Below are 21,023 nucleotides of genomic sequence, written 5' to 3'. Positions count from 1 at the left end.
ACAAGTTGAATTAGCATTCAACTTGTCCAAGCATAAGCTCATAAAGGCCACGTTTTATTTTGCTGAATTATATTTTCAGCCCAAAATACGCATTGCACAGACTGCTTTCTACGCGCGATATGTCTTTAATGCAGTAAGTATATCGGCTGGCTCAGCACGTGTTCTGTAATCCACATCAACATAACGCCAAAGTACAACACCATCAGCACCTAAAACAAACGTACCGGGGATGGGTAACACACTGCCATTGCCGTTATTAATATGCGCTAAATCGAGGCCTCGGTCTTTACGCATATGCTGTAAAATAAGCTCTGGCACCTGCCAAGCAACACCATAAGATGATGCAACTCGGGCATCTTGATCTGATAGAACATGAAATGCTAATGCACTTTTTTCACTTCGCGACAGACTTTCATCAGGCACTTGTGGACTAATGGCAACCAATTTGGCGCCAAGTTGATGAATGTCACCGAGGATAGCCTGAAGCGCTCTAAGTTGTAAATTGCAATACGGACACCAATCACCTCGATAAAATGTCACCACAACAGGGCCGTTGACACATAAATCACTGAGTGTAATTGTCTCACTTTGGGCATTAGGTAAACTAAAGTTAGGTGCCTTTTGACCGACTAAAAGCGCCGCGTTACCTTGTTCAAATTCACGTGCTTTTTCCATCAAGTTATCCATCGCCTGCATAAACTCAGGTTTGGCTTGCCTCGATTTTGCTATTTGCGCATCAGTTTGTTGCTTAAGGCTGGTCAACTTGTCTCTCCTATTAAATTAAAACTTAACTATAATCCAATATCCATAGCTTAAAAAAACCATATCAATTATTTCAAATACGAGGGGACTAAACTTTTGGCATTGAGTCAATTTTATTTTGGTAACGTAAAATAACAACGCCCAGTACACTTGATATGAGCGACCAAGACGTCATCGACTCAGAATAACTTGATTTAATACTGAATCCCTAGAAAGGCTCAATTAACGATCTGTTTCACTTGTTGCCAATACGGGAAAACGCATCACTTTAAACTCCCCTTTACTGGCATTTACTCCACCATTTAATACAGGAGAACGATACAACTCATTTACGGTAAAATAGATATAACCATCTGGTCCATTCGCAAAGCCGTCAGGCCAAACTATGCGCTGGTCTTTGTATAATGTGTGGCTATCACCTGAGCTGTCAGTTACTTCAATAGCCCCTTGAGTCACCGAAGTTACATATATGTTCCCAGCGCCATCAATGGTCATTCCATCAGATAGAGACTTGTCACCATACCTTTCGATATTGTCTTCAAGGGCCGCCATATTCAAAGTATTATCAATTATATCGTCTGTTAATACGCGATAGATTGACGTACCAGACATAGAGCCGAAATATAGCCACTTCGAATTTGGATCAATCGTAATAGGGTTAACACCGAGACGCACTGGTTTCCCACTCAGTGTGATCACTCGGCCTTCAATTGTCATATCCACATCTTCAGCTTGAGTGAACTTGCTCCCCTCAAGTACCCGTCTTATCTGGCCGGTTTTTATATCAACCACCACAATCGCCGCTTGACCATTGCCTGCGGTATCGGCTAAATAAATCTTGCCGTTTTTATTGTCGATGGCTAGGTCATTTAAAAATGAACTAGCCCTTATCATCGGCTTGGCGATATAAATTATTTTTTCAAGGCTTTCAGTGCGTGTATTCCAGCCCACTAGGCGACCAGCATGCTCTTCATCAGATGTATCTAGCATCCAAAGTACACCATTTTTATCCACATCAACGCCCAATACATTGTACAAACCAATCTGATTTTCATCAGGTGACGATGCCCATGCAGTAGTAGGATAAGGCTTAACTGAGCCGTCATTAAATAGTTCAACCATTTTTACTGGTTGGCCATAAAAACCATGTACGCTCAGAAACTTGCGCCCATCAGGACCTATCGCAATATTGCCAGGAGGCGTATTTGCATCGAACGAAGCATACGTCTCAAGTTCCTGACCTATCTCTTGTTCAGCACTGCTTTGTGAATTAACTGATTGGCTTTGTCCGTGCGCTTGCCCCATCATCAACCCAGATCCAGCCACCAAGGTAAAGAGTGTTAATGCAGTGGCAATCATGCCCCCAGAGCTCAATTTTAGATTCATATCTATTCTCTCATTTATATATTTGAGTTCGTTAATACCACCGACACAAAGCAGGTGTATATCACGTCGTATTACGTAAATCGAAATTATACTGGGTTAAATATCAAGGGACCCATTTCAAGGGACAAATTTTAAGGCTTAAAAACCTTCCAAAACCAACTTACCCACCGAGCTTTGTGATTCAAGTTTCTTATGGGCCTTGATTAAATTTTCGACCGTTATTCGACCTAAATTTTCACCCAACGTAGTGACAAGAGTATGGTTATCAATCAACTGCGCGATTTGAGTCAATATGTCGTGTTGCTTTTGCATATCGTCTGTTTGGAACAGCGAGCGGGTAAACATAAATTCCCAGTGCAGCGACACACTCTTTCGTTTTAAAGCCCCCACATCGATAGCCCCTGGGTCATCGATTAGTGAAAACTTACCTTGCGCTGTGATGCACTCAACAATTTCAGCAAAGTGATCGTTGGTATTGGTTAGACTGGCAATATTATCTACACTATCGAATCCGAGCTCGGCGAGTTGTTTGCTCATTGGCTCGTGATGATTAATCACGTGGTCAGCACCTAATTTTTGCACCCATTTAGCGCTTTCTTCCCTAGACGCGGTGGCAATAATGGTAACATCGGTCAGTTGCTTAGCCAGTTGAACCATTATGGAGCCCACACCACCAGCGGCACCAATAATTAACAATGTTTGCTTGCTGTCGCGGGTCAGTTGCAGGCGATCAAATAGCAATTCCCACGCAGTAATAGCGGTTAACGGAAGTGCGGCAGCCTGAGCATCCGAAATCGAGATAGGCGCTAAACCGACGATCCGCTCATCCACTAATTGAAATTCTGCATTGCTACCTTGACGCGTCATATCGCCTGCGTAATAGACACGGTCACCTGCTTTAAATAAGCTTACATCTTGACCTACGGACCGCACGATTCCCACACCGTCGAAGCCAAGAACTTTAATCTTCGGGTCTGGGTTAACTCTTCCGCGCAGCTTTGTGTCCACCGGATTAACAGAAATAGCTTTGACTTCGACCAGTAAATCTCGACCCGTTGCTGCTGGCATATCAAATTCGTATTCTTGTAACGCACCATCGAATAACACTTCGCTAGGCTGTTTATAGCCAATCGCCTTCATCAAATTCTCCAATACTGCCAATAACGCATCATTATCATCAATTAATGGTGCCATTTTAATTCACTTCAATAGTTTAAAAAGCTATGAATATATAAAACAACTTCAAATACTATTTGAAAATCTATATTTATTAAACAAAACCACAATAAATTGAAGGTAAATTATTTACCAGAAAAAATGTATACACGTATATACATTTGATATACGCTAAAAACAGGTAGATCGTGATTCGGTTCGGGCAATATATTGAGTGCTAAGAAAGCAAAGAAGAAAAATAGTCAGTTTATTGTTCGCATTAATGATCAAGAGCGTGCTGAGTTTGTAAACTTATGCGAAGAGCTTGATACGAGTGCAGCCCGAGAAGTTCGTCGATTTATTCGCGAGTTCATGACTCAGCACAATCGCCCTTCCTCTCAAGAGTAATGGCTGAGTAGATGACAAACTAAACTTAATATAAAAAGGAAGATCCCATGGCAAAAGCAAATGCAAAAGCCCTTAAGAAAGAAATCAAAAACCGCAAAGCTAAAATTGCTAAGCAAGAAGGCAAAGTGAAAAAGTTGAAAAAACAACTTAAGAAAGCTAAGTAGTCACGCGGAATTGACTAGCCGGATAGAACTTGTTCTTCCGGCTATTTTTATTCTGTTTTAGCGTCAGGAAAAATCGCGTTCACGAACCTAACTTTATTCTTAAAAAAATAAAAGCTCAGCTATTTTGGCCTAGCAATTTAGCAAACGTGAACCCCATTACCGCACCAAATACAATATGTAGCATAAAAGTTATTATTGGTGCCATGATCCCCATGGAAAGACCAAATAACCCGGCGCCGCTCATTGGCATAGGGCCAATCATCATTAGCAGCCACGCGGCAATACCTAAAATAATGCCTTTTACAATTTGTGAGCGACCCGGTATAGCAGCATTAAATACGGCAAACGCACCACCCCAAGCAATCGAACCGATAGCAAAATGCATGATCCAACCTGTGGTAAGGCTCACTTGGGTACCCATTTTTTCAGCTGCCATGGTAGACAGCATATGGACGGGATCTAAGTCGGGCATCACGCCCATATTTTTTTTAACCATCATTAACCCCGTTAGCACTAGCGTCCCAACAAACCCAGCGATAATACCTTTAAAAATAACTGATACATTAAATGACATATCTATAACCTCGCTATTTGAATATTTGCACTCAACATTACGTTTGTATCACGCTAAGTCAAGTTTATAACCGCTCAACGGATTGAAAACTAACTGGATATTCCTTTGAAAACCAAGTTAATTTATAACTAATCGACACCGTCAAGTCATGCAGTTGAACGCAGATAACCTTGCATTATTACGAAACCAAATAATAACCCTATTACCTACCGACCTGCTTATAAGGCGCTTACGGGTATTTACATCACAAATTTAATGCTGCTATTGGCGAAAAACGTTTAGTCAAAAACCTAATTTATATAATATGCTATGGCAGATATTTAAAAAAACCTCAGTATCAATTCGTTCGGTATATGCCAGCCCAATCGGTATAGCAAACTTGGCGTATTTTCACTCACTTAAGGGGTTACTAACGGCACTTTCGCCGCGCTGGAAGATATATGGCTCAAGAATTAACCGCAAATACCCAACTAAATTTTATGTCCGGTGGTGGAGAAATGGGTGCGCGTATCCGCGCCTATGACTGGAAAACAACCCCATTGGGCGAACCAGAGGGTTGGCCACAACCCTTGAAAACCAGTTTACGTTTACTCTTATCTACCGGACACCCAATGCTGCTCTGGTGGGGAAAGGAGTTAATTCAATTTTATAACGATCCCTATTCCCTCACGCTAGGATCTGAGCGACACCCCAGCTCATTGGGACAAAGAGGACGTGAATGCTGGGAAGAAATTTGGCCACAAATTAGGCCACAAATAACTCAGGTCATGTCGGGAAACGGACATACTTGGAATGAAAACCAACTGCTTCTCATTACCCGAAACGGTAAACGTGAAGAGATGTATTGGACGTACAGTTACGGCCCGGTTGATGATCCTAGCGCTGAGTACGGTGTCGGCGGCTTATTGGTCATAGCCACTGAAACCACAGAGCACGTGCTCGCCGAACAGAGAATGAAAGCCGCGGAAGCCCGCTGGCGCTCGCTATTTGATCAAGCGCCAAGTTTTATGTGTGTACTACAAGGTCCAGAACACTATTTTGAATATGCCAATCGCAATTATCTTGAAATGCTTAATCAACATGATATTTTAGGCCGCAAGGTAATAGACGTAATACCCGAAGTCGCCTCGCAAGGTTTTATTGCCTTGCTCGATGAAGTATACGTAAGTGGTAAAAGCCATCACGGTGTGGCGGTTCCATTAACTTTCAGCGCAAAAGACCCCATTTATGTTGATTTTATTTATCAACCCATATCGGCGCCAAACGGAAATGTCAGCGGAATATTAGTCGAAGGATTTAACGTAACAGAGCGCGTAATGGCGAATAAATCACTACAGGAAGAAGACCGGCGTAAAGACGAATTTCTTGCCATGTTAGCCCATGAATTACGTAATCCATTAGCCCCTATTCGAAATGTAAGTGAGATGCTCACCCAGTCCGTCCAGCAAGATAGTAAATTACAAAACATAGGCAATATTTTAGCCCGACAGGTCACTCATATGACTCACCTGATGGATGACCTATTGGATATCTCACGGATCAGCCAAAATCGTATTACTCTGCAACACGAGCCGGTAAGCTTATTTAGTGTAGTCAATGTCGCATTGGAATCATTGCATAGTGCAATAGCCGCGAAAAATCACCATATTAACCTTATCGATATCGAACTTAGGCCTTATGTCAGTGGTGACATGACCAGACTAGTGCAGTGCGTCACCAACGTCATTAATAATGCAGTTAAGTACACCCCGACAGGGGGTAAAATATCCATTCAAATAGCCAGTACTTCGGACCAAGCAGAAATTATCGTTTCTGACAACGGTTGTGGTATCGCCCCTGCCATGCAAAACGAAGTCTTTGAGTTATTCACCCAAGCAAACCAAACCTTGGATCGTTCACAAGGCGGATTGGGCATTGGTTTAAATATAGTCCAGCGCCTAGTGCATATGCATGGAGGAGACGTCATAGTTCATAGCGAAGGTTTGGGCTGCGGCTCACGATTTAGCATTCGTTTACCAAAAATAGCCAGCCCAAAATTAGCAAAACAAGGGCCGGACAATCACCAAAATACCCTGAAGCGTATTTTAGTGGTCGATGACAATACAGACTCCGCTGATACGATGGCAGAATTATTAACTTTCCAGGGTCATGACGTCCGCACAGCCTATACAGCTCGACATGCCTTAAAAGCGGTGGATGATTTTGACCCCGAAGTAGTATTACTCGATATAGGTTTGCCAGATATGAATGGCTATGAAGTGGCAGAAAAAATCATTCATAAAAATAAGCAACGACTTCTTGTGGCGTTAACGGGCTATGGTCAAGCCGAAGACGTGCGCAAAGCCAAAGCCGTTGGGTTTGATTTTCATTTCACTAAACCGGTGAATATAGCGGATCTTAGCAAGGTTTTCAGTACACCAGTCACAAATAGCGTGGAAAAGGAATAAATACAGCGTGGACTTGCACGTATCTATACAACCCTAATTTGTCACTGGCCCAAGCTATGTTTATGACAAACATAGCTGATTTACGTTAATGACCGCCCCATTAATCGGGTATTCATTAGCGTAAACCGTGGTTGTATAAAAATGCTAAAGGCTAGCGTTAAACGCTCTGTCAATACTGATGCCTCAAGGTAAATTTTCTGGGTTAGCTCCTAGCGCAATACTAACTGCGCTCATCTGAGCATTTTTCCGAGAGAAAAATGCTATCCCCTACCCCTTAGGATAAACCTAATGCATGCGCTCGCTCTTATAGCTTGCATCATATTTAGCACACTTAATAATCGCTATCATATCTTCATTATCGTCGTCCATTCCCATCTCAACGAATCCAAATGTGGCGTAAAAATCTTTCGCAACGGGGTTTTGAGGATCGTAACAGATTTCAATTTCAGCAACACTCGGATTTAAACGTATGTCGTTAAGCACTAACGCTAACGCCTCTCGGCCGATGCCTCTTTGCTGATGTCTGTGATCTACCATAAACCGCCAAATCGACACTTTTTCAACGGATTCAAACACCCACATAAAAAAGCCTACCGGCTCTTCAGCAAGATAAATGACCCGAGTTTCAAACCCGTCATTATAACTCGACTCAACCAAAGACCACATATTGCATGCCACATAATCTTCCTGGGCGGGTGTTACATCAAGATCACACACTGCCTCGTAATTATCTTTAGTGACTTGGCGAAGCGATACATCCATTTTATTTCCTAAACATTAGATTATTACTCGTGCGCTCGATAGGCATAGTTTGCGTAATCTAAGGATAATTGTCAGATTTACTTTGCTGGCAATCATAAACGAAGTTAAAACATCGTTTATGATTTTTCATACTTTGCGCACATTATTTACTGCATATTACTTACTGCACATGGCTCAGTGAAAATAATGAAATCCGCTTTCACGTGTTTATCGCTTATTATTCGAAGGATTCTGGCCGTAATTTTCTAATTGAGTTTGTTGGACTAATCTGCAGTGTGAATAAACGAAGGCTATTGAATCGGTATTTTTTATTTTTAGAAGAAAGTAAAGACTAACGTCTTTTTCAATCAACTTCGCTACATATTTTGAACACATTTAGTCATTTCCAGTTTTTAAGGGTAATTATAGAACTACAAAAATGTCATTAAGTGATTAAATTTCCTACATAATATCATTCCCCACCTTGCTAAGTGAGCAAAGTACAACCAATATGTGTTAGCCCTCGGCAACCTTTGTTCAATGTGATTTAAAAAAGGAATGTTTAATGGCCAGATTATATTCTTGGCGTTCCGTCAAAAAGACAATTTATAAAAACGGGCTGATTATCACATTGGTGCTATCAGTGTCATGCACGAGCCTCGCCCAACAGCTGCCTAAGTCGCTAACCGAAAAGAACAAAGAATACGAAGTCGTTGTCGTTACAGCACAAAAGCGCGCGCAAAAATTATCTGAAGTTCCGATAGCTATTTCATCTTTTAATGCTGCCAATATTGAGCAAACCAGCATTACTCAGTTAACGGAACTAGCTGATTTCATCCCGAATTTGTCTATTACGCGCACAGCCGATATTAGTTCCTCCATTACCATCCGAGGTATTGGTTCGAATAGTCGTAATATTGGCTTTGATACCCGAGTAGGTGTTTATTTAGATGGAGTATATTTAGGGCAATCTCCCGCTCTTAATCAAGAGCTACTTGATTTAGCGAGGATTGAGGTGTTGCGTGGTCCACAAGGTACACTGTTTGGTAAAAACACCGTGGCAGGCGCCATTAATCTGATATCCATAAAACCCTCGGATGAATTAGAAGGCCAAATCAGCGGATCATTGGGCAATATGAATGCCCGTGAAATTCAAGGACAGATAAACCTGCCTATTTCTGATACTAGTGCCGTGAAATTAGCCGCCACTAAGCTGGATAGAGACGGCTATATTAAAAACTTGCTCACTGGACATGATCTTAATGGACGTGACGCTCTAGCTTATCGAGGCCAGTTTTTGAAACAATTGTCGGACAAACTGGAATTCAATTTTAGCATCGATGGCCTGAACACCGAACGTCTCTCTTTCTTGGGCGAAGCAATATCCGATACCTTAGGGAATACACTCGATACCGGCGCCCCGAAAAAAAATGAAGTCGCCACCACTATTGATACCTACGAAAAACGTGATATCTGGGGAGCAGCAATAGATTTTACCTACCGTACGGACAACGGCTTCGATGTTAAATCGATTACCGCTTACCGAGATACCGATAGCTTTTATCGCAATGACTCAGATTATGTTGCAGCGGATTTATTAGTGATTGAATACGCAGATCAATATCAGCAATGGTCACAAGAACTTCAGTTAATTTCCGAGCAAAATAAATCACCACTCGATTACATAGCGGGAATTTACCTTTACCGGCAAGACGCTGACACCCAAAGAGATGTGATAAATGGCTCCCTGTCTTTTATATTTGGTAATGTGCCGGGTACGTTAGTCAGTAACAGTGGTTTGGTCACGACCGACAGTTATGCGGCCTATTTTAATAGTGGATACAACCTAACTGACACAACTTCACTCGCATTTGGCCTGCGCTATACTGATGAAACCAAAGACATCGATTGGTTACTAGATGGATCAAACTCTGGCACTTTCCGTATTGGCAGCACCGATGGTAGATTCACAGACTCACGCGGTGACCGTTATTTATCTTACGCATTAAGCGTCAATTATGCCCTTAATAACAGCCTCAACAGCTATGCCAAATATTCGACCGGTTTTAAAAGCGGTGGCTTCAATCTGGACTTTATCACTAGCAGTGATCTTGCAGCTGGTATCGAGTTTGACAAAGAAACAGTAGGGAGTGCCGAACTGGGTTTAAAAGGTAATTTTTACCGAAATAGCTTAATTGTTAACTTCGCCGCATTCAGCTCGGTATTTAAAAATTATCAGGTTAATCAATTTATTGACTTAGGTAATGGTGCTTCATCTATTTCAATCCGTAATGCTGCGCAAGCCAACTCTCAGGGGATTGAGCTTGAGATGACTTACCGACCCATCAGCAATTTAGAAATTCAAGCCAGCATGGGATTATTAAATACCGAGTTTGATAGTTTCCCCGGCGGTTTAACTGGCGGAGGTGACGCCGAAGGTAACAATCTTATCAATGCACCTGACAGCAACTTTTCAATCGGTGTGCAATATTTAACTCAAATTAACGCTTTAAACGCAGACCTTTCTTGGCGATTAGATATTACCCATAGCAGCGGATTTTTCACCACCGTAGATAATGTAAAAACTGAAACACTGAGTGATAGCACGGTTGTAGACTTCGGTCATGTAAACACCCTTACACTGATTAATGCTCGTATTGGTTTACTGAACAACGACAATGGCTGGGAAGCCTATCTTTGGGGCCGTAATCTAGCCGACGTTCGTGACCCTATCGATAATCGCAAAGACTTTTTCGGCACGGTTACCGCCAACTACCAAGAGCCCCGCACGTATGGCGTGGAAGTAAAATATAGCTTTTAGGAGAATCAAATGCGCATTTATTTATTCTGTTTTTCAATTGCGACGTTTGCCTGTATGTCTGAGGGTTATATTATGGGAGCAGATAAACCCACCCACGCGCTAGCCAATATATTGCTCGAGCAATATACCCAGACCTATTTACTCAAAAAATAACAGTATAAAAGGTACCAACGATGAAAAGATTATTCATTTTATTTAGCACAACGTTGCTGTGTATATCCAGCAACGCACATCCACAACCTGATCACGCAATAACACGTCTCAGTTCTGATGCATTTAAACAGCACAATCTGCCGTTTTCACAAGCGGTACGCGTCAACGATATATTATATCTATCCGGTGAATCAGGTGTAATTTCAGGTCAATTAAAACGAGTTGAAGACGGCGTTATTCCAGAGACACGCCAAGCATTAGACAACATTAAAAGCACGCTAGAAAGATTTAGCTCAGGGATGGACAACGTCATTGCTGGCAGTGGTTTAGGCTTAGGCGGTAGAGTTGAAATAGAATTTATTGCGCTAGCCCCAAATGCTCAACATCAGTCTCCTGCTGGCTAGCCAATCATTTGCGATTAGTCATCTGTATTGTGAACACCATACTAGCTTACTGTTTAGTCGCCAAAAGTAAGTAACCTGATAAAATAACCGAGTTGCAGATTTCCACACGGTCATGACACAATGCCCAGCCAATCTGGTTTTATAACGACTACGTCCGATGTTAAATTTCGCGGTAATTAGCAATATAGGCAGATTACATTTTGCTATATTGGAACCCTATCGACTGTGTTATATGCTTGTCCTATCACACTGATAATCTTCGCATTAGCCTCTAGGAATGAAATGAAGTTATTTCGTAAGCAATACAACCAACCAGGTACACGTCCTGGTGTCATCAACGAAAATAATAAGGGCGAATTAACCCTATCGGTATTTGATTACAATGCTAATCAACTCGTTGAAAGGCACGATGCGACCGCCGAGCAATGCACAGCCCATATCCATAACGACAACATAACGTGGGTGCATGTTCAGGGCGATCCAGATAAGGTCACATTAACCCAGTTAGCGAGTGATTTTGGTATTCCTGAACTGTTTATTGAAGATGTGGCCAGCATGGGACAAAGACCTAAGATTGAAATGCAAGAGGAGCAAATTTTTACAATCCTTACACTTCCGTTGCAAACAAAAGAGGGTGTGAGTCTGCAACAAATTAGTTTGTTTTTGATGCCAAACACGGTGATTTCTTTTTGTGGTGGTAAGTTTAACCCATTTGCAGGGGTAAATAGCCGATTAAGCGCGCCGGCAGGACGACTCAGAAAACGCCAAGCTGATTACTTATTTTATAGTTTGGTGGATACGGTCATCGATTGGGGCTTTCCCGTTCTTGAAAATTACGCTGACCGTATCGATGCAACTGAGGATTTACTGTTAGATAACCACGATAAAAACATATTACAGAAAATACACAGCTTGCGCCGCGAAATATTGATCCTGAAACGACAAATATGGCCACAACGCGAATTAATTAATACCTTACTGCGCGACGATATCTCTGATTTAATTTCGCCTGATACTAAGGTGTTTTTACGAGATTGCTACGATCACTGTATTTCTATCCTCGAATTGATAGAGACCTACCACGAAATGACTAATGGCTTGATGGAACTCTATATGAGTATCGTCAGTTTAAAGCTCAATGAAGTCATGCGTGTGCTCACTATTATCGCCACCTTATTTATTCCCCCCACCTTTGTTGTGGGCATTTACGGTATGAATTTCAGTCAAAGTGCTGGGCCATTAAGTATGCCAGAACTCTATTCTCCCTATGGCTATGTCGGCGTTTGGCTGGTCATGCTCGGTATGATTGGCGGCATGTTGCTGTTCTTCAAAAAACATAAGTGGATTTAATTCGCACTAATAAAATCGGCCAAAATAGTTGTCCCCATAGCGATTGAAAAGTTTATGCAGTTAAAAACCGTTATCGTTTAGGCCATTTTGGTTAATATTCGTCACAAAGCTCAGATGAATCCACCTTATGAAGAACACCATAACATTACCTTTCAGTTGCTCGTGATTAAGCTCATACTGAAATGACTATGTATCAACATCATCATCGTTTTCATGATGTTAATTCTTAGCAAGGTTCTCAGGTTGGCTCAAACTGACTTTAGGTTAATAAACTTATAACGAGTGAAAAATATTATGAGCAAAGGACAAGACAGTAAAAAAGATTCTAAAAAGAAACCGCTTTTAACGACAAAAGAAAAGAAAGCGGCAAAACAGTCGAAGAAAACTAACAAAAATATACTAGGACGTTAAGTCCCAAAAAAAGTGGCATTTTGCCTAAAATCATCAGTATAAGATTAGTAACATAAGGTTAGAACAAGGTTACATTGTGAGTGATTTTGTTCTAACCTTCATTATTCTCCACTCATATTTCCTTTTGTTTCCTTGCCTTTCCTAGCACTGTGTTGCCCGTTTTTTTTACTGAAGGGATCCCGCTAAAAAGCAGTCGTGCCGAGAAGTTGGCCTATGCCGTAAGTGGTCGCCATCGCTAACGCGCCACCGACCAGCAGTCGTATAACGGCCGAGCGCTTGCTAGATTGTCCAAGGTACGCGCTTAACCCCCCGGTTAATGCAAGACCAATTAATACCCCAATGAAAGTCACCTGGATCCGCAAATCCGTCGGCGATAATAGCATCGCGATCACGGGTAACGCGGCGCCAAACGAAAACGACAGCAAAGACGATCCCGCCGCCACCCAAGGGTTCGCGATTTCTTGTTCATTAATGCCAAACCCGTGGCGAATAAGCGCCCGTAACACCTCGCCGTCGCGAAACTCTTCAATGACGAGGCTCGCCGTTTTTGCACTGACGCCACGCTCACGCAGAAACGAGGCAATCCATTCTTTCCCTTCATCGGGATGCGCTTTTAGTAGACTTCGTTTCTTTGCGATCAACGCCGTTTCGGTGTCTCGTTGCGTACTCACCGAGACATACTCACCAAGTGCCATCGAAATGGCCCCAGCGGTAAGTCCGGCTATACCAGCAGTGGTGATATCTTGAATATCAGCTGATGCGGCCGCGACACCGACTACCAGCCCAGCGGTCGAAATAAGTCCATCATTGGCACCGAGAACTCCTGCCCTCAACCAACTTAGCCGAGTAACAACCAAGCTGCGGGTGTGTTCGTTTACTTGTTTCTCATCGCTCATACTGGCGATCCTATTTAATTTTCAATACAACAATTAATGTGGCTGTGACGTTATTGGTTTTATTAGTGGTCTATTGAATTTTGACAACTGCATAACAAGCGCATGTATCACTGCAAACCTACGGACTATATGCCCCTTTTTCTGAATCGTAACAGTGCCTGAGGTATTCCCTTAAAAATAATATTAAGTATTGTTAGTAAAGTTGATGAAGGTCAACATGTTACTAATGATTTGAGACAGTATATCGTTAGGGTGAAACTAATATACCAAAACACGTAAATGCCGAGTCGATTTAAGTCTAGTTCAATGCCACAAAACCTCAGTGACAACACCGTAAATACCGGTGTAATTGCTGCTGTGCGGGGCAGTATTGTGGATATTCTATTTAGCGCTCAAGTGCCCGCTATCCACAATATTATTTATGCACAAAATCGCAGCGTTACGCTAGAAGTGGTGTCACAACTTTCCCATCAAAAAGTGCGCACCATTGCGTTAAGCCCCACCCAAGGATTGGCCAGAGGTATGGTTGCTGAAGATTCAGGTGGCCCCTTAAAAGTACCCGTCGGGCCCGCTACTCTTTCGCGTATGTTTAACGTGTTTGGTCACGTAATAGATGGCAAAGAATTCACCACTGATATGCCGTCACGTAGCATCCATCAATCCCCCCCCGCTTTGATGAGAATATCGAGCCAGTTGCAAGTATTCGAGACAGGTATCAAAATTGTTGATGTATTGTGCCCACTTGAACGAGGCGGAAAAGCAGGCTTATTTGGTGGTGCAGGTGTGGGTAAAACAGTCTTACTCACAGAAATGATCCACAATATGGTCAGCCATCAACAAGGTGTGAGTATATTTTGCGGTATTGGTGAGAGATGTCGTGAAGGCGAAGAGTTATACCGAGAAATGAAACAGGCCGGTGTATTAGATAATATGGTTATGCTCTTTGGTCAAATGAATGAACCTCCTGGAAGCCGATTTCGTGTAGGCCATGCTGCTCTCACCATGGCTGAATATTTCCGCGACGACGAAAAGAAAGACGTTCTTCTACTCATCGATAATATTTTTCGTTTTATTCAGGCAGGCTCTGAAGTATCCGGCCTAATGGGGCAAATACCGTCACGGATGGGTTATCAGCCCACTCTTGGAACAGAGTTATCAAGTCTTGAAGAGCGCATTGCCAATACAGAAAATGGCGCTATCACATCGATTCAAGCGGTATATGTACCTGCGGATGACTTTACCGATCCTGCGGCAGTTCATACATTTTCACATCTTTCCGCAACGTTGGTATTATCGCGAAAGCGCGCCAGCGAAGGTTTTTACCCATCTATTGACCCATTACAATCAAATTCTAAACTAGCTTCATCAAGCGTAATTGGCGATCGACATTACAGTGTTGCACAGCAAGTTCGGCAAATCCTCGCACAATATAATGAATTAAAAGACATCATTGCAATGTTGGGTTTAGAGCAATTATCGAAAAAAGATCGCGATATTGTTATGCGAGCTCGACGCTTAGAGCGCTTTTTCACCCAACCATTTTTTACCACAGAGCAATTTACTGGCTTGCAAGGCAAGTTCGTCACCTTAGAGCAAACATTGGACGGCTGTGAACGGATTTTAAGCGGCGAGTATGATGATTATCCAGAAAGTGCTTTGTACATGATTGGCGAAATCAGCGAAGCGGTTAATACCCAACCGAAAAAACCGAGCCAGTCCTCAGATGAGGCTAACCATGAACATTAAAATTCTGCTACCCAATATGGTTTTTGCTCAACTAACTCAGGTCATCAGCTTAGTAGCGGAAACGCCTCAAGGCAGTTTTGGCATTCTTCCTCAACGACTAGACTGTGTTACGCCCCTTGTGCCGGGTATTTTGACTTACCAAACATCCTTGCAAGACAGCCATTATATTGCCGTTGATCAAGGCATACTCGTAAAAACAGCAGACCAAGTCATTGTGTCTGTGCGTCGAGCTATCCGCGGCAGCTCTCTAGAAGAGCTACAACAGGCTGTTAAACAAGAATTTTTAAAGTTAGACCAAGAACAACAAGCGTTACGCAGTGTACTCGCTAAGTTAGAGACGGGTTTTTTAAAACAATTTTCAGCCTTGTCGAGACAATAGCCCAATGGATGAGGATAAAAGCAGCTCTGATCCCAGCAACCACAATCCTGGGAAACCGTCATTTTTAGTTGAGCAAGTCGATGCAAAAGTCGCATTGAAGCTACTGGCAAAAAGACGCAAACACGCTGGCATTTGGTTTGGTCTTGGCACAATGGGCATCATTGGCTGGTCAATTACCGTCCCTACGCTAATCGGTGTTGGTTTAGGTATTTGGCTAGACAAACATTATGGCGACCAACGCTCTTGGACATTAGCGTTGTTGCTAGCGGGCTTAGCCATAGGGTGTTTTACTGCGTGGAGTTGGATAAGTAAAGAATATGCGGCAATGCATAACGACGATAGGAACAGTGACGATAATGATGAGTAATTTCGAACCTCATATGTTGAATTTGATATTTCCTTTTATGGTAGGAATAGTCTTGGGCTGTTGTTTTTTTTACGTTTTGTGGCTAACGGTAGATAAAGGCTTGAAATCTGATCACCCAGCAGTGTGGTTTTTAGGCGGTATATTAGCGCGTATGGGCACAGCAGTTTCGGTATTTTACTGGATATCCGACAACGACATGTGGCGACTTGTGGCGAGTTTGATTGGCTTTATAATAGGTCGCATATTTATGACAAAATGCCTCGCTAAGACAGATAAAAATCAACTAGAGAAAAAGGCTATTAGTAATGCACATTAGCCCTGACGAAATAATCTACTGGCAGTATGGTTTTATCAAACTTAATGCCACGCTGGTTTTTACGTGGGCAGTAATGCTTGTTTTAGTCATTAGTGCATACTTAATCACCCGAAAATTAAATAGAAAAGTGCACCGTTCTCGTTGGCAAAACGGTCTAGAAATTATCGTCATCACTATTATGCAACAAATTGCGGAGGCGGGTTTAGCCAAGCCTAAACAATACATGGGGTTTCTTGGCACCTTATTTCTATTTATTGCTATGACCAACTTGCTGACCATTATCCCTAATTTTGAGCCCCCAACGGGCTCTTTATCGACGACTGTGGCATTGGCTTTCTGTGTATTTATTTCGGTACCCTTTTACGGGATCAAAAACAAAGGACTCAAAGAGTACTTGTTGTCGTACACCCAACCGACGCTATTTATGTTGCCCTTTAACATTATTGGTGAGTTGTCACGCACGTTAGCTCTAGCCGTACGCTTATTCGGCAATATGATGAGTGGCGCAATGATCATCGCCATATTACTGGTCATTTCTCCACTAATATTTCCGGTTATTATGTCTATTCTCGGCCTACTCACTGGCATGGTTCAAGCCTATATATTTTTTGTATTAGCTTCTGTGTATATCGCGGCAGCCAGCGTCATAAACAAACATCAATCTCTTACACTACATCCGCCTAAACCAATGACACCGAAGGAAAAATAATGGATAGTCTAACCTTGATAGCAATGTGCTCAATCATTACCGCTGGCCTGACGATCAGCATAGGTGTATTAGGCCCATCACTGGCTGAAGGTTCAGCAGTGGCCAGCGCACTCAATGCTTTGGCACAACAACCTGATGCATCTTCGACCATCACTCGCACCTTATTTGTGGGGTTAGCGATGATCGAATCCACAGCAATTTATTGTTTTGTTGTCTCGATGATCGTGTTGTTTAGTAATCCTTTTTGGAACCACTTTATTGCACAAAGTGGAGGCTAGTCCATGCCGATAGATTGGTTCACCGTTATAGCCCAAGCGATTAACTTTTTAATCCTTTTATGGTTGCTTAAACGCTTTTTATATCGCCCCATTATCGACGGGTTAGATGCCAGAGAAAGTAAAATAGCAGGCGTTCTCGCTGACGCCGATAATAAGAAAAAGCAAGCTTTGGAATTGCAAAACCAGTATGAGAAAAGTCTCAATTCTATTGAGCAACAAGGCACTAAAATCGTTGCCAGCGCCAAAAAAGAAGCCGAATTAACCGCGAAAAACATACTCGATGAAGCACGTCAAAGTGCTGATATTTTATTGAAAAAACGCTTAGCAGCCATGCAACAAGAAATTTCACAGTCAAGGCAAGACGTGTTGCAAGAAAGTATGCGCGAAGTGTATGCCCTATGTCGCAAAGTACTTGGTGATTTAGCAGATAACGAACTCGAGAGCATGCTGTTTGAAAAGCTTATTCAGCGTCTTAACACCTTAGAAGAAAATCAAAGTTCAGAACTCAAACATGCATTGGTCAACAGTGGCAACCGTGTTTTGGTTCGCAGTGTTTTTTCCTTGAGCAATGTTCAATTATCGCGCCTGCAACATTGTCTGCAAGACAAATTTGTTACAGATAAACAACAGACAATCGAGGTTACGCAAAGTCTAGTGCCGCAACTTATCACCGGTGTAGAACTCACGCTTAATGGCTGGAAAATATCCTGGAGTGCACAAAACTATTTAACCGAATTACAGCAGCAAGTTGAAGCGGCTCTCGATTTATCGCCCTCTAATAACAATACCGATGAACACGCGGAGTCAGCAAACTAACGTGCGTAGAATCAACGCACTGGGAACAAGGAAATTGCATGAAACTCAGCTTTGAAAACGAATTAAAACAAAGCTATCAACAGCTATTTGAACAATTCAAGCATAGTCGCGAGACAGCACAACCAAGCTGCGGATTGCAAGAAATAGGAACAGTTAAAAGCGTTTCAGCGGGCGTAGCTATTGTTGACGGCTTGCCTGGCGCAGGTTTTGAAGAATTATTACTCTTCCCTGGTAATATTCACGGCATTGCCTTTAATATTGATGAGCATGAAATTGGCGTAATCATGCTCGGCGATTATAGCCTGTTAAATGCAGGGGATGAAGTGCTGCGCACTGGCCGTGTAATGGACGTTGCCGTAGGTAATGATCTAATTGGACGAGTGATTGACCCCATCGGGCGCGCACTTGACGGTAAAGGCCAAATATTCAGTACCCAGCGCATGCCTATTGAACGTCCCGCTCCGGCGATAATGGCCCGTTCTCCCGTAACTGAACCATTACAAACCGGCCTAAAGGTATTAGATGCCCTTTTACCCATTGGGCGTGGCCAACGTGAGCTGATAATGGGTGACCGACAAACGGGTAAAACCTCCATTGCCATTGATACCATTCTCAATCAAAAAGGCAAAGACGTGATATGTGTTTATTGTGCAATAGGTCAAAAAGCGGCTTCAGTTGCAAAAATACTGGCTACCTTAAAACTTCACAATGCCTTTGATTATACTGTGGTAATGGTAACTGAAGGTAACGATCCGCCTGGGCTTGATTATATAGCCCCTTATGCCGCGACCACTATTGGTGAGTTTTTCATGAGCAGCGGCAAAGACGTGCTCATCGTGTATGACGATTTAACACAGCATGCCCGCTCATACCGAGAGTTATCATTACTACTACGCAGACCTCCGGGACGTGAAGCATTTCCCGGTGATATATTTTATCTTCACTCGCGATTACTTGAGCGCTCCACCCACCTAAATGATGAAAATGGTGGCGGCTCACTTACTGCATTGCCCATTATTGAAACAGAAGAACAGAATATGTCGGCCTATATTCCGACTAATTTAATATCAATCACCGATGGACAAATTTACTTGTCGCCAACATTATTTGCCCTTGGAGTGTTGCCGGCCGTTGATGTAGGGAAATCTGTTTCACGAGTCGGTGGTAAAGCCCAACGCGCAGGGTTTAGAAAAGTATCTGGGGCGTTGAAGTTAGCCTATGCCCAATTTGAAGAATTAGAAAGCTTCGCCCGCTTTGGTGCGCGTTTAGACGCTAATAGTTTACTGACCATCGAACATGGTCAACGCATACGGGCTTGCCTTAAACAGGCTGAATCTCGTCCTTTACCAGTGGCTGCGCAAATCGTGATATTGCTAACATTAACCAATGGCCTTTTCGATACAATATCACTGTCCTCCATCAATGAGGCTCAGACAGCGGTTGTTGCTGGCTTAGCCTCGCTGTCACCACCTATAGTGGCGTGCTTAGAACAAGCGGACAGTTTAACTGATGACAATAAACAACAAGTGCTCAACATGGTGAAAACAGTATTGCAGCCCTTTATGCTTACAGATCCACAATTGCCTCTTAAGACGCAACCAATAAGTGCGGGTACACATGAGTGAATCGAGTAGTGGTTTACAGCATAAAATCAATAGCGCCGGTGATTTAAAATCAGTTGTGCGTACGATGAAAGCCATGGCCGCGGCGAATATCAATCAGTATGAAAATGCCGTTCATGCCCTTGATGATTACTATCGCACGGTACAATTGGGGTTAATGGCGTACTTTCGCAACGTAGGTAAACAAGTTGCATCAGCGCATTTTAAACATTCCTCAACAACCGCTAAAAAAAGTAAGACAGGTATTATTGTTATAGGCTCTGATCAAGGGTTGGTAGGCCAATTTAATGACACTTTAGTGTCATTTATGACAACTAACATAGCCAACATGGCCGGCGATAAACTTATATGGACCGTAGGTGAGCGTATCCAAGCCCATCTCGAAGATTTCGAGTATCCGCTACAACGTCGGTTCACATTACCTAACTCCATCGACTCAGTGACCACATTAGTCACAGACATTTTGCAAGAAATCCACTTACAACAACAAACCAACCAACTTCAAGAGGTGTATTTGTTCTTTAATCGCACACTTGCTAATGCGCAATACGAGCCTACGTGCCAACGTATTTTACCCTTAGATAACGTATGGCAACAGACGATTTTAGCCGAGCCTTGGCCAACTTCCTGCCGACCACAATTATTAGCCAACACAGAAATTACCTTTGGTGCCTTAATCGGTGAATATCTCTTTACCTCATTGTACCGTGCCAGCATTGAATCATTGGCCAGCGAAAATGCTAGTCGGCTTATCGCCATGCAACGCGCTGAAAAAAATATTGAAGAAATTCAAAGTCTATTATCACGCCAGTATCATCGCCGACGACAAGGAGCGATTGATGAAGAATTGTCTGATTTAGTGGGTGGTTTTGAAGCCCTAATCGGCGTAACCGAATAGCGCGACATCACGCCAAGATGAGGTGCCATACTATTGTTGTTTCAGGTAATGCCGAAAATAGTTTTATCTTTATATTCCTACGTTGTTGATCATCATCAATTGGTTAATAGCGAAATGCTCCATACTTAATTCGCTACTTACGCAGTTTAAGTGCCAACGATGAACATGATACACGTCAGCAATTTATTTCAAAAAATAATTTAAAATGTAGGTTTGGGAA

At 42.6% G+C, this 21,023-nt stretch carries 21 protein-coding genes; 15 read left to right on the top strand and 6 right to left on the bottom strand.

Annotation, left to right across the window (positions count from 1 at the left end; all coding sequences use genetic code 11):
- Positions 1-108: 108 nt before the first annotated feature.
- From GQR89_RS08230 to GQR89_RS08220, 3 genes are all read right to left on the bottom strand, one after another.
- Complete coding sequence (locus GQR89_RS08230) at positions 109-762, bottom strand: peroxiredoxin-like family protein (protein ID WP_158769596.1); 654 nt, start codon at positions 760-762, stop codon at positions 109-111.
- Positions 763-984: 222 nt separating this feature from the next.
- The gene (locus tag GQR89_RS08225) at positions 985-2,070 is read right to left on the bottom strand and encodes an L-dopachrome tautomerase-related protein (protein ID WP_370461069.1); all 1,086 of its coding nucleotides are present in this window, start codon (positions 2,068-2,070) and stop codon (positions 985-987) included.
- Positions 2,071-2,286: 216 nt separating this feature from the next.
- The gene (locus tag GQR89_RS08220) at positions 2,287-3,288 is read right to left on the bottom strand and encodes a zinc-binding alcohol dehydrogenase family protein (protein WP_158772195.1); all 1,002 of its coding nucleotides are present in this window, start codon (positions 3,286-3,288) and stop codon (positions 2,287-2,289) included.
- A 246-nt stretch (positions 3,289-3,534) separates the two neighbouring features.
- On the opposite strand from GQR89_RS08220, the gene GQR89_RS21310 reads away from it, so the two are divergent.
- The gene (locus tag GQR89_RS21310; protein WP_199271392.1) at positions 3,535-3,711 is read left to right on the top strand and encodes a hypothetical protein; all 177 of its coding nucleotides are present in this window, start codon (positions 3,535-3,537) and stop codon (positions 3,709-3,711) included.
- A 279-nt stretch (positions 3,712-3,990) separates the two neighbouring features.
- Here GQR89_RS21310 and GQR89_RS08215 read toward each other — a convergent pair whose 3' ends face one another.
- Positions 3,991-4,449: a DUF6789 family protein gene (locus tag GQR89_RS08215; RefSeq protein ID WP_158769594.1), complete on the bottom strand. Its 459-nt coding sequence runs from the start codon at positions 4,447-4,449 to the stop codon at positions 3,991-3,993.
- A 440-nt stretch (positions 4,450-4,889) separates the two neighbouring features.
- Between GQR89_RS08215 and GQR89_RS08210 the strand changes: the two genes are divergently transcribed.
- On the top strand, positions 4,890-6,896 hold the full coding sequence (locus GQR89_RS08210; RefSeq protein WP_158769593.1) for an ATP-binding protein: 2,007 nt from the start codon (positions 4,890-4,892) through the stop codon (positions 6,894-6,896).
- A 285-nt stretch (positions 6,897-7,181) separates the two neighbouring features.
- On the opposite strand, the gene GQR89_RS08205 is transcribed toward GQR89_RS08210, so the two are convergent.
- Positions 7,182-7,658, bottom strand: coding sequence for a GNAT family N-acetyltransferase (locus GQR89_RS08205; protein ID WP_158769592.1), 477 nt, complete (start codon positions 7,656-7,658; stop codon positions 7,182-7,184).
- Between the two features lie 544 nt (positions 7,659-8,202).
- Between GQR89_RS08205 and GQR89_RS08200 the strand changes: the two genes are divergently transcribed.
- The 4 genes from GQR89_RS08200 (at position 8,203) to corA (ending at position 12,365) form a co-directional block, all read left to right on the top strand.
- Complete coding sequence (locus GQR89_RS08200; RefSeq protein WP_158769591.1) at positions 8,203-10,458, top strand: TonB-dependent receptor; 2,256 nt, start codon at positions 8,203-8,205, stop codon at positions 10,456-10,458.
- 9 nt (positions 10,459-10,467) lie between these two features.
- Positions 10,468-10,611: a hypothetical protein gene (locus GQR89_RS08195; protein ID WP_158769590.1), complete on the top strand. Its 144-nt coding sequence runs from the start codon at positions 10,468-10,470 to the stop codon at positions 10,609-10,611.
- 20 nt (positions 10,612-10,631) lie between these two features.
- Complete coding sequence (locus GQR89_RS08190; RefSeq protein WP_158769589.1) at positions 10,632-11,015, top strand: RidA family protein; 384 nt, start codon at positions 10,632-10,634, stop codon at positions 11,013-11,015.
- Between the two features lie 282 nt (positions 11,016-11,297).
- Positions 11,298-12,365, top strand: a complete 1,068-nt coding sequence (gene corA / locus GQR89_RS08185; RefSeq protein ID WP_158769588.1) for a magnesium/cobalt transporter CorA — start codon at positions 11,298-11,300, stop codon at positions 12,363-12,365.
- 593 nt (positions 12,366-12,958) lie between these two features.
- Here the strand turns inward: corA and GQR89_RS08180 are convergent.
- The gene (locus tag GQR89_RS08180) at positions 12,959-13,672 is read right to left on the bottom strand and encodes a VIT family protein (RefSeq protein WP_158769587.1); all 714 of its coding nucleotides are present in this window, start codon (positions 13,670-13,672) and stop codon (positions 12,959-12,961) included.
- Between the two features lie 306 nt (positions 13,673-13,978).
- Here GQR89_RS08180 and atpD point away from each other — a divergent pair, with 306 nt between their 5' ends.
- From atpD to GQR89_RS08135, 9 genes are read left to right on the top strand one after another with little or no spacing between them, the layout of a single operon-like run.
- Positions 13,979-15,418, top strand: a complete 1,440-nt coding sequence (gene atpD, locus GQR89_RS08175; protein ID WP_158769586.1) for a F0F1 ATP synthase subunit beta — start codon at positions 13,979-13,981, stop codon at positions 15,416-15,418.
- Complete coding sequence (locus tag GQR89_RS08170) at positions 15,408-15,797, top strand: F0F1 ATP synthase subunit epsilon (RefSeq protein ID WP_158769585.1); 390 nt, start codon at positions 15,408-15,410, stop codon at positions 15,795-15,797. Before atpD ends, GQR89_RS08170 begins: the two co-directional genes overlap by 11 nt.
- Positions 15,798-15,801: 4 nt before the next feature.
- On the top strand, positions 15,802-16,164 hold the full coding sequence (locus GQR89_RS08165; protein WP_158769584.1) for an AtpZ/AtpI family protein: 363 nt from the start codon (positions 15,802-15,804) through the stop codon (positions 16,162-16,164).
- Positions 16,154-16,480, top strand: a complete 327-nt coding sequence (locus tag GQR89_RS08160) for an ATP synthase subunit I (RefSeq protein WP_158769583.1) — start codon at positions 16,154-16,156, stop codon at positions 16,478-16,480. The genes GQR89_RS08165 and GQR89_RS08160 overlap by 11 nt, the downstream gene beginning before the upstream one ends.
- Positions 16,470-17,189 carry a F0F1 ATP synthase subunit A gene (locus tag GQR89_RS08155; protein ID WP_158769582.1) on the top strand — a complete coding sequence of 240 codons (720 nt, stop codon included), beginning with the start codon at positions 16,470-16,472 and terminating at the stop codon, positions 17,187-17,189. Before GQR89_RS08160 ends, GQR89_RS08155 begins: the two co-directional genes overlap by 11 nt.
- Positions 17,189-17,467: a F0F1 ATP synthase subunit C gene (locus tag GQR89_RS08150; protein ID WP_158769581.1), complete on the top strand. Its 279-nt coding sequence runs from the start codon at positions 17,189-17,191 to the stop codon at positions 17,465-17,467. Before GQR89_RS08155 ends, GQR89_RS08150 begins: the two co-directional genes overlap by 1 nt.
- Positions 17,468-17,470: 3 nt before the next feature.
- The gene (gene atpF / locus GQR89_RS08145) at positions 17,471-18,283 is read left to right on the top strand and encodes a F0F1 ATP synthase subunit B (RefSeq protein ID WP_158769580.1); all 813 of its coding nucleotides are present in this window, start codon (positions 17,471-17,473) and stop codon (positions 18,281-18,283) included.
- 38 nt (positions 18,284-18,321) lie between these two features.
- On the top strand, positions 18,322-19,908 hold the full coding sequence (locus tag GQR89_RS08140; RefSeq protein WP_158769579.1) for an alternate F1F0 ATPase, F1 subunit alpha: 1,587 nt from the start codon (positions 18,322-18,324) through the stop codon (positions 19,906-19,908).
- Positions 19,901-20,803 (top strand): F0F1 ATP synthase subunit gamma, encoded by a 903-nt coding sequence (locus tag GQR89_RS08135; protein WP_158769578.1) that lies wholly within the window; start codon positions 19,901-19,903, stop codon positions 20,801-20,803. The genes GQR89_RS08140 and GQR89_RS08135 overlap by 8 nt, the downstream gene beginning before the upstream one ends.
- Positions 20,804-21,023: the final 220 nt, after the last annotated feature.

The organism is Paraglaciecola sp. L1A13 (assembly GCF_009796745.1).
Taxonomy (GTDB): Bacteria; Pseudomonadota; Gammaproteobacteria; order Enterobacterales; family Alteromonadaceae; genus Paraglaciecola.
Note: the sequence above shows the minus strand (reverse complement) of the source record. Positions and strands in the feature narration are given on the sequence as shown.

What these genes read in the sequence shown, in the direction of transcription:
- corA (WP_158769588.1), top strand. Translation starts at nt 11,298, where the DNA reads ATGAAGTTATTTCGTAAGCAATACAACCAACCAGGTACACGTCCTGGT.
- GQR89_RS08190 (WP_158769589.1), top strand. Translation starts at nt 10,632, where the DNA reads ATGAAAAGATTATTCATTTTATTTAGCACAACGTTGCTGTGTATATCC.
- GQR89_RS08155 (WP_158769582.1), top strand. Translation starts at nt 16,470, where the DNA reads ATGCACATTAGCCCTGACGAAATAATCTACTGGCAGTATGGTTTTATC.
- GQR89_RS08225 (WP_370461069.1), bottom strand. Translation starts at nt 2,070, where the DNA reads ATGATGGGGCAAGCGCACGGACAAAGCCAATCAGTTAATTCACAAAGC.
- GQR89_RS08220 (WP_158772195.1), bottom strand. Translation starts at nt 3,288, where the DNA reads ATGAAGGCGATTGGCTATAAACAGCCTAGCGAAGTGTTATTCGATGGT.
- atpF (WP_158769580.1), top strand. Translation starts at nt 17,471, where the DNA reads ATGCCGATAGATTGGTTCACCGTTATAGCCCAAGCGATTAACTTTTTA.
- GQR89_RS08215 (WP_158769594.1), bottom strand. Translation starts at nt 4,449, where the DNA reads ATGTCATTTAATGTATCAGTTATTTTTAAAGGTATTATCGCTGGGTTT.
- GQR89_RS08205 (WP_158769592.1), bottom strand. Translation starts at nt 7,658, where the DNA reads ATGGATGTATCGCTTCGCCAAGTCACTAAAGATAATTACGAGGCAGTG.
- GQR89_RS08200 (WP_158769591.1), top strand. Translation starts at nt 8,203, where the DNA reads ATGGCCAGATTATATTCTTGGCGTTCCGTCAAAAAGACAATTTATAAA.
- GQR89_RS08210 (WP_158769593.1), top strand. Translation starts at nt 4,890, where the DNA reads ATGGCTCAAGAATTAACCGCAAATACCCAACTAAATTTTATGTCCGGT.
- atpD (WP_158769586.1), top strand. Translation starts at nt 13,979, where the DNA reads ATGCCACAAAACCTCAGTGACAACACCGTAAATACCGGTGTAATTGCT.
- GQR89_RS08160 (WP_158769583.1), top strand. Translation starts at nt 16,154, where the DNA reads ATGATGAGTAATTTCGAACCTCATATGTTGAATTTGATATTTCCTTTT.
- GQR89_RS08135 (WP_158769578.1), top strand. Translation starts at nt 19,901, where the DNA reads ATGAGTGAATCGAGTAGTGGTTTACAGCATAAAATCAATAGCGCCGGT.
- GQR89_RS08195 (WP_158769590.1), top strand. Translation starts at nt 10,468, where the DNA reads ATGCGCATTTATTTATTCTGTTTTTCAATTGCGACGTTTGCCTGTATG.
- GQR89_RS08140 (WP_158769579.1), top strand. Translation starts at nt 18,322, where the DNA reads ATGAAACTCAGCTTTGAAAACGAATTAAAACAAAGCTATCAACAGCTA.
- GQR89_RS08180 (WP_158769587.1), bottom strand. Translation starts at nt 13,672, where the DNA reads ATGAGCGATGAGAAACAAGTAAACGAACACACCCGCAGCTTGGTTGTT.
- GQR89_RS08170 (WP_158769585.1), top strand. Translation starts at nt 15,408, where the DNA reads ATGAACATTAAAATTCTGCTACCCAATATGGTTTTTGCTCAACTAACT.
- GQR89_RS08150 (WP_158769581.1), top strand. Translation starts at nt 17,189, where the DNA reads ATGGATAGTCTAACCTTGATAGCAATGTGCTCAATCATTACCGCTGGC.
- GQR89_RS08165 (WP_158769584.1), top strand. Translation starts at nt 15,802, where the DNA reads ATGGATGAGGATAAAAGCAGCTCTGATCCCAGCAACCACAATCCTGGG.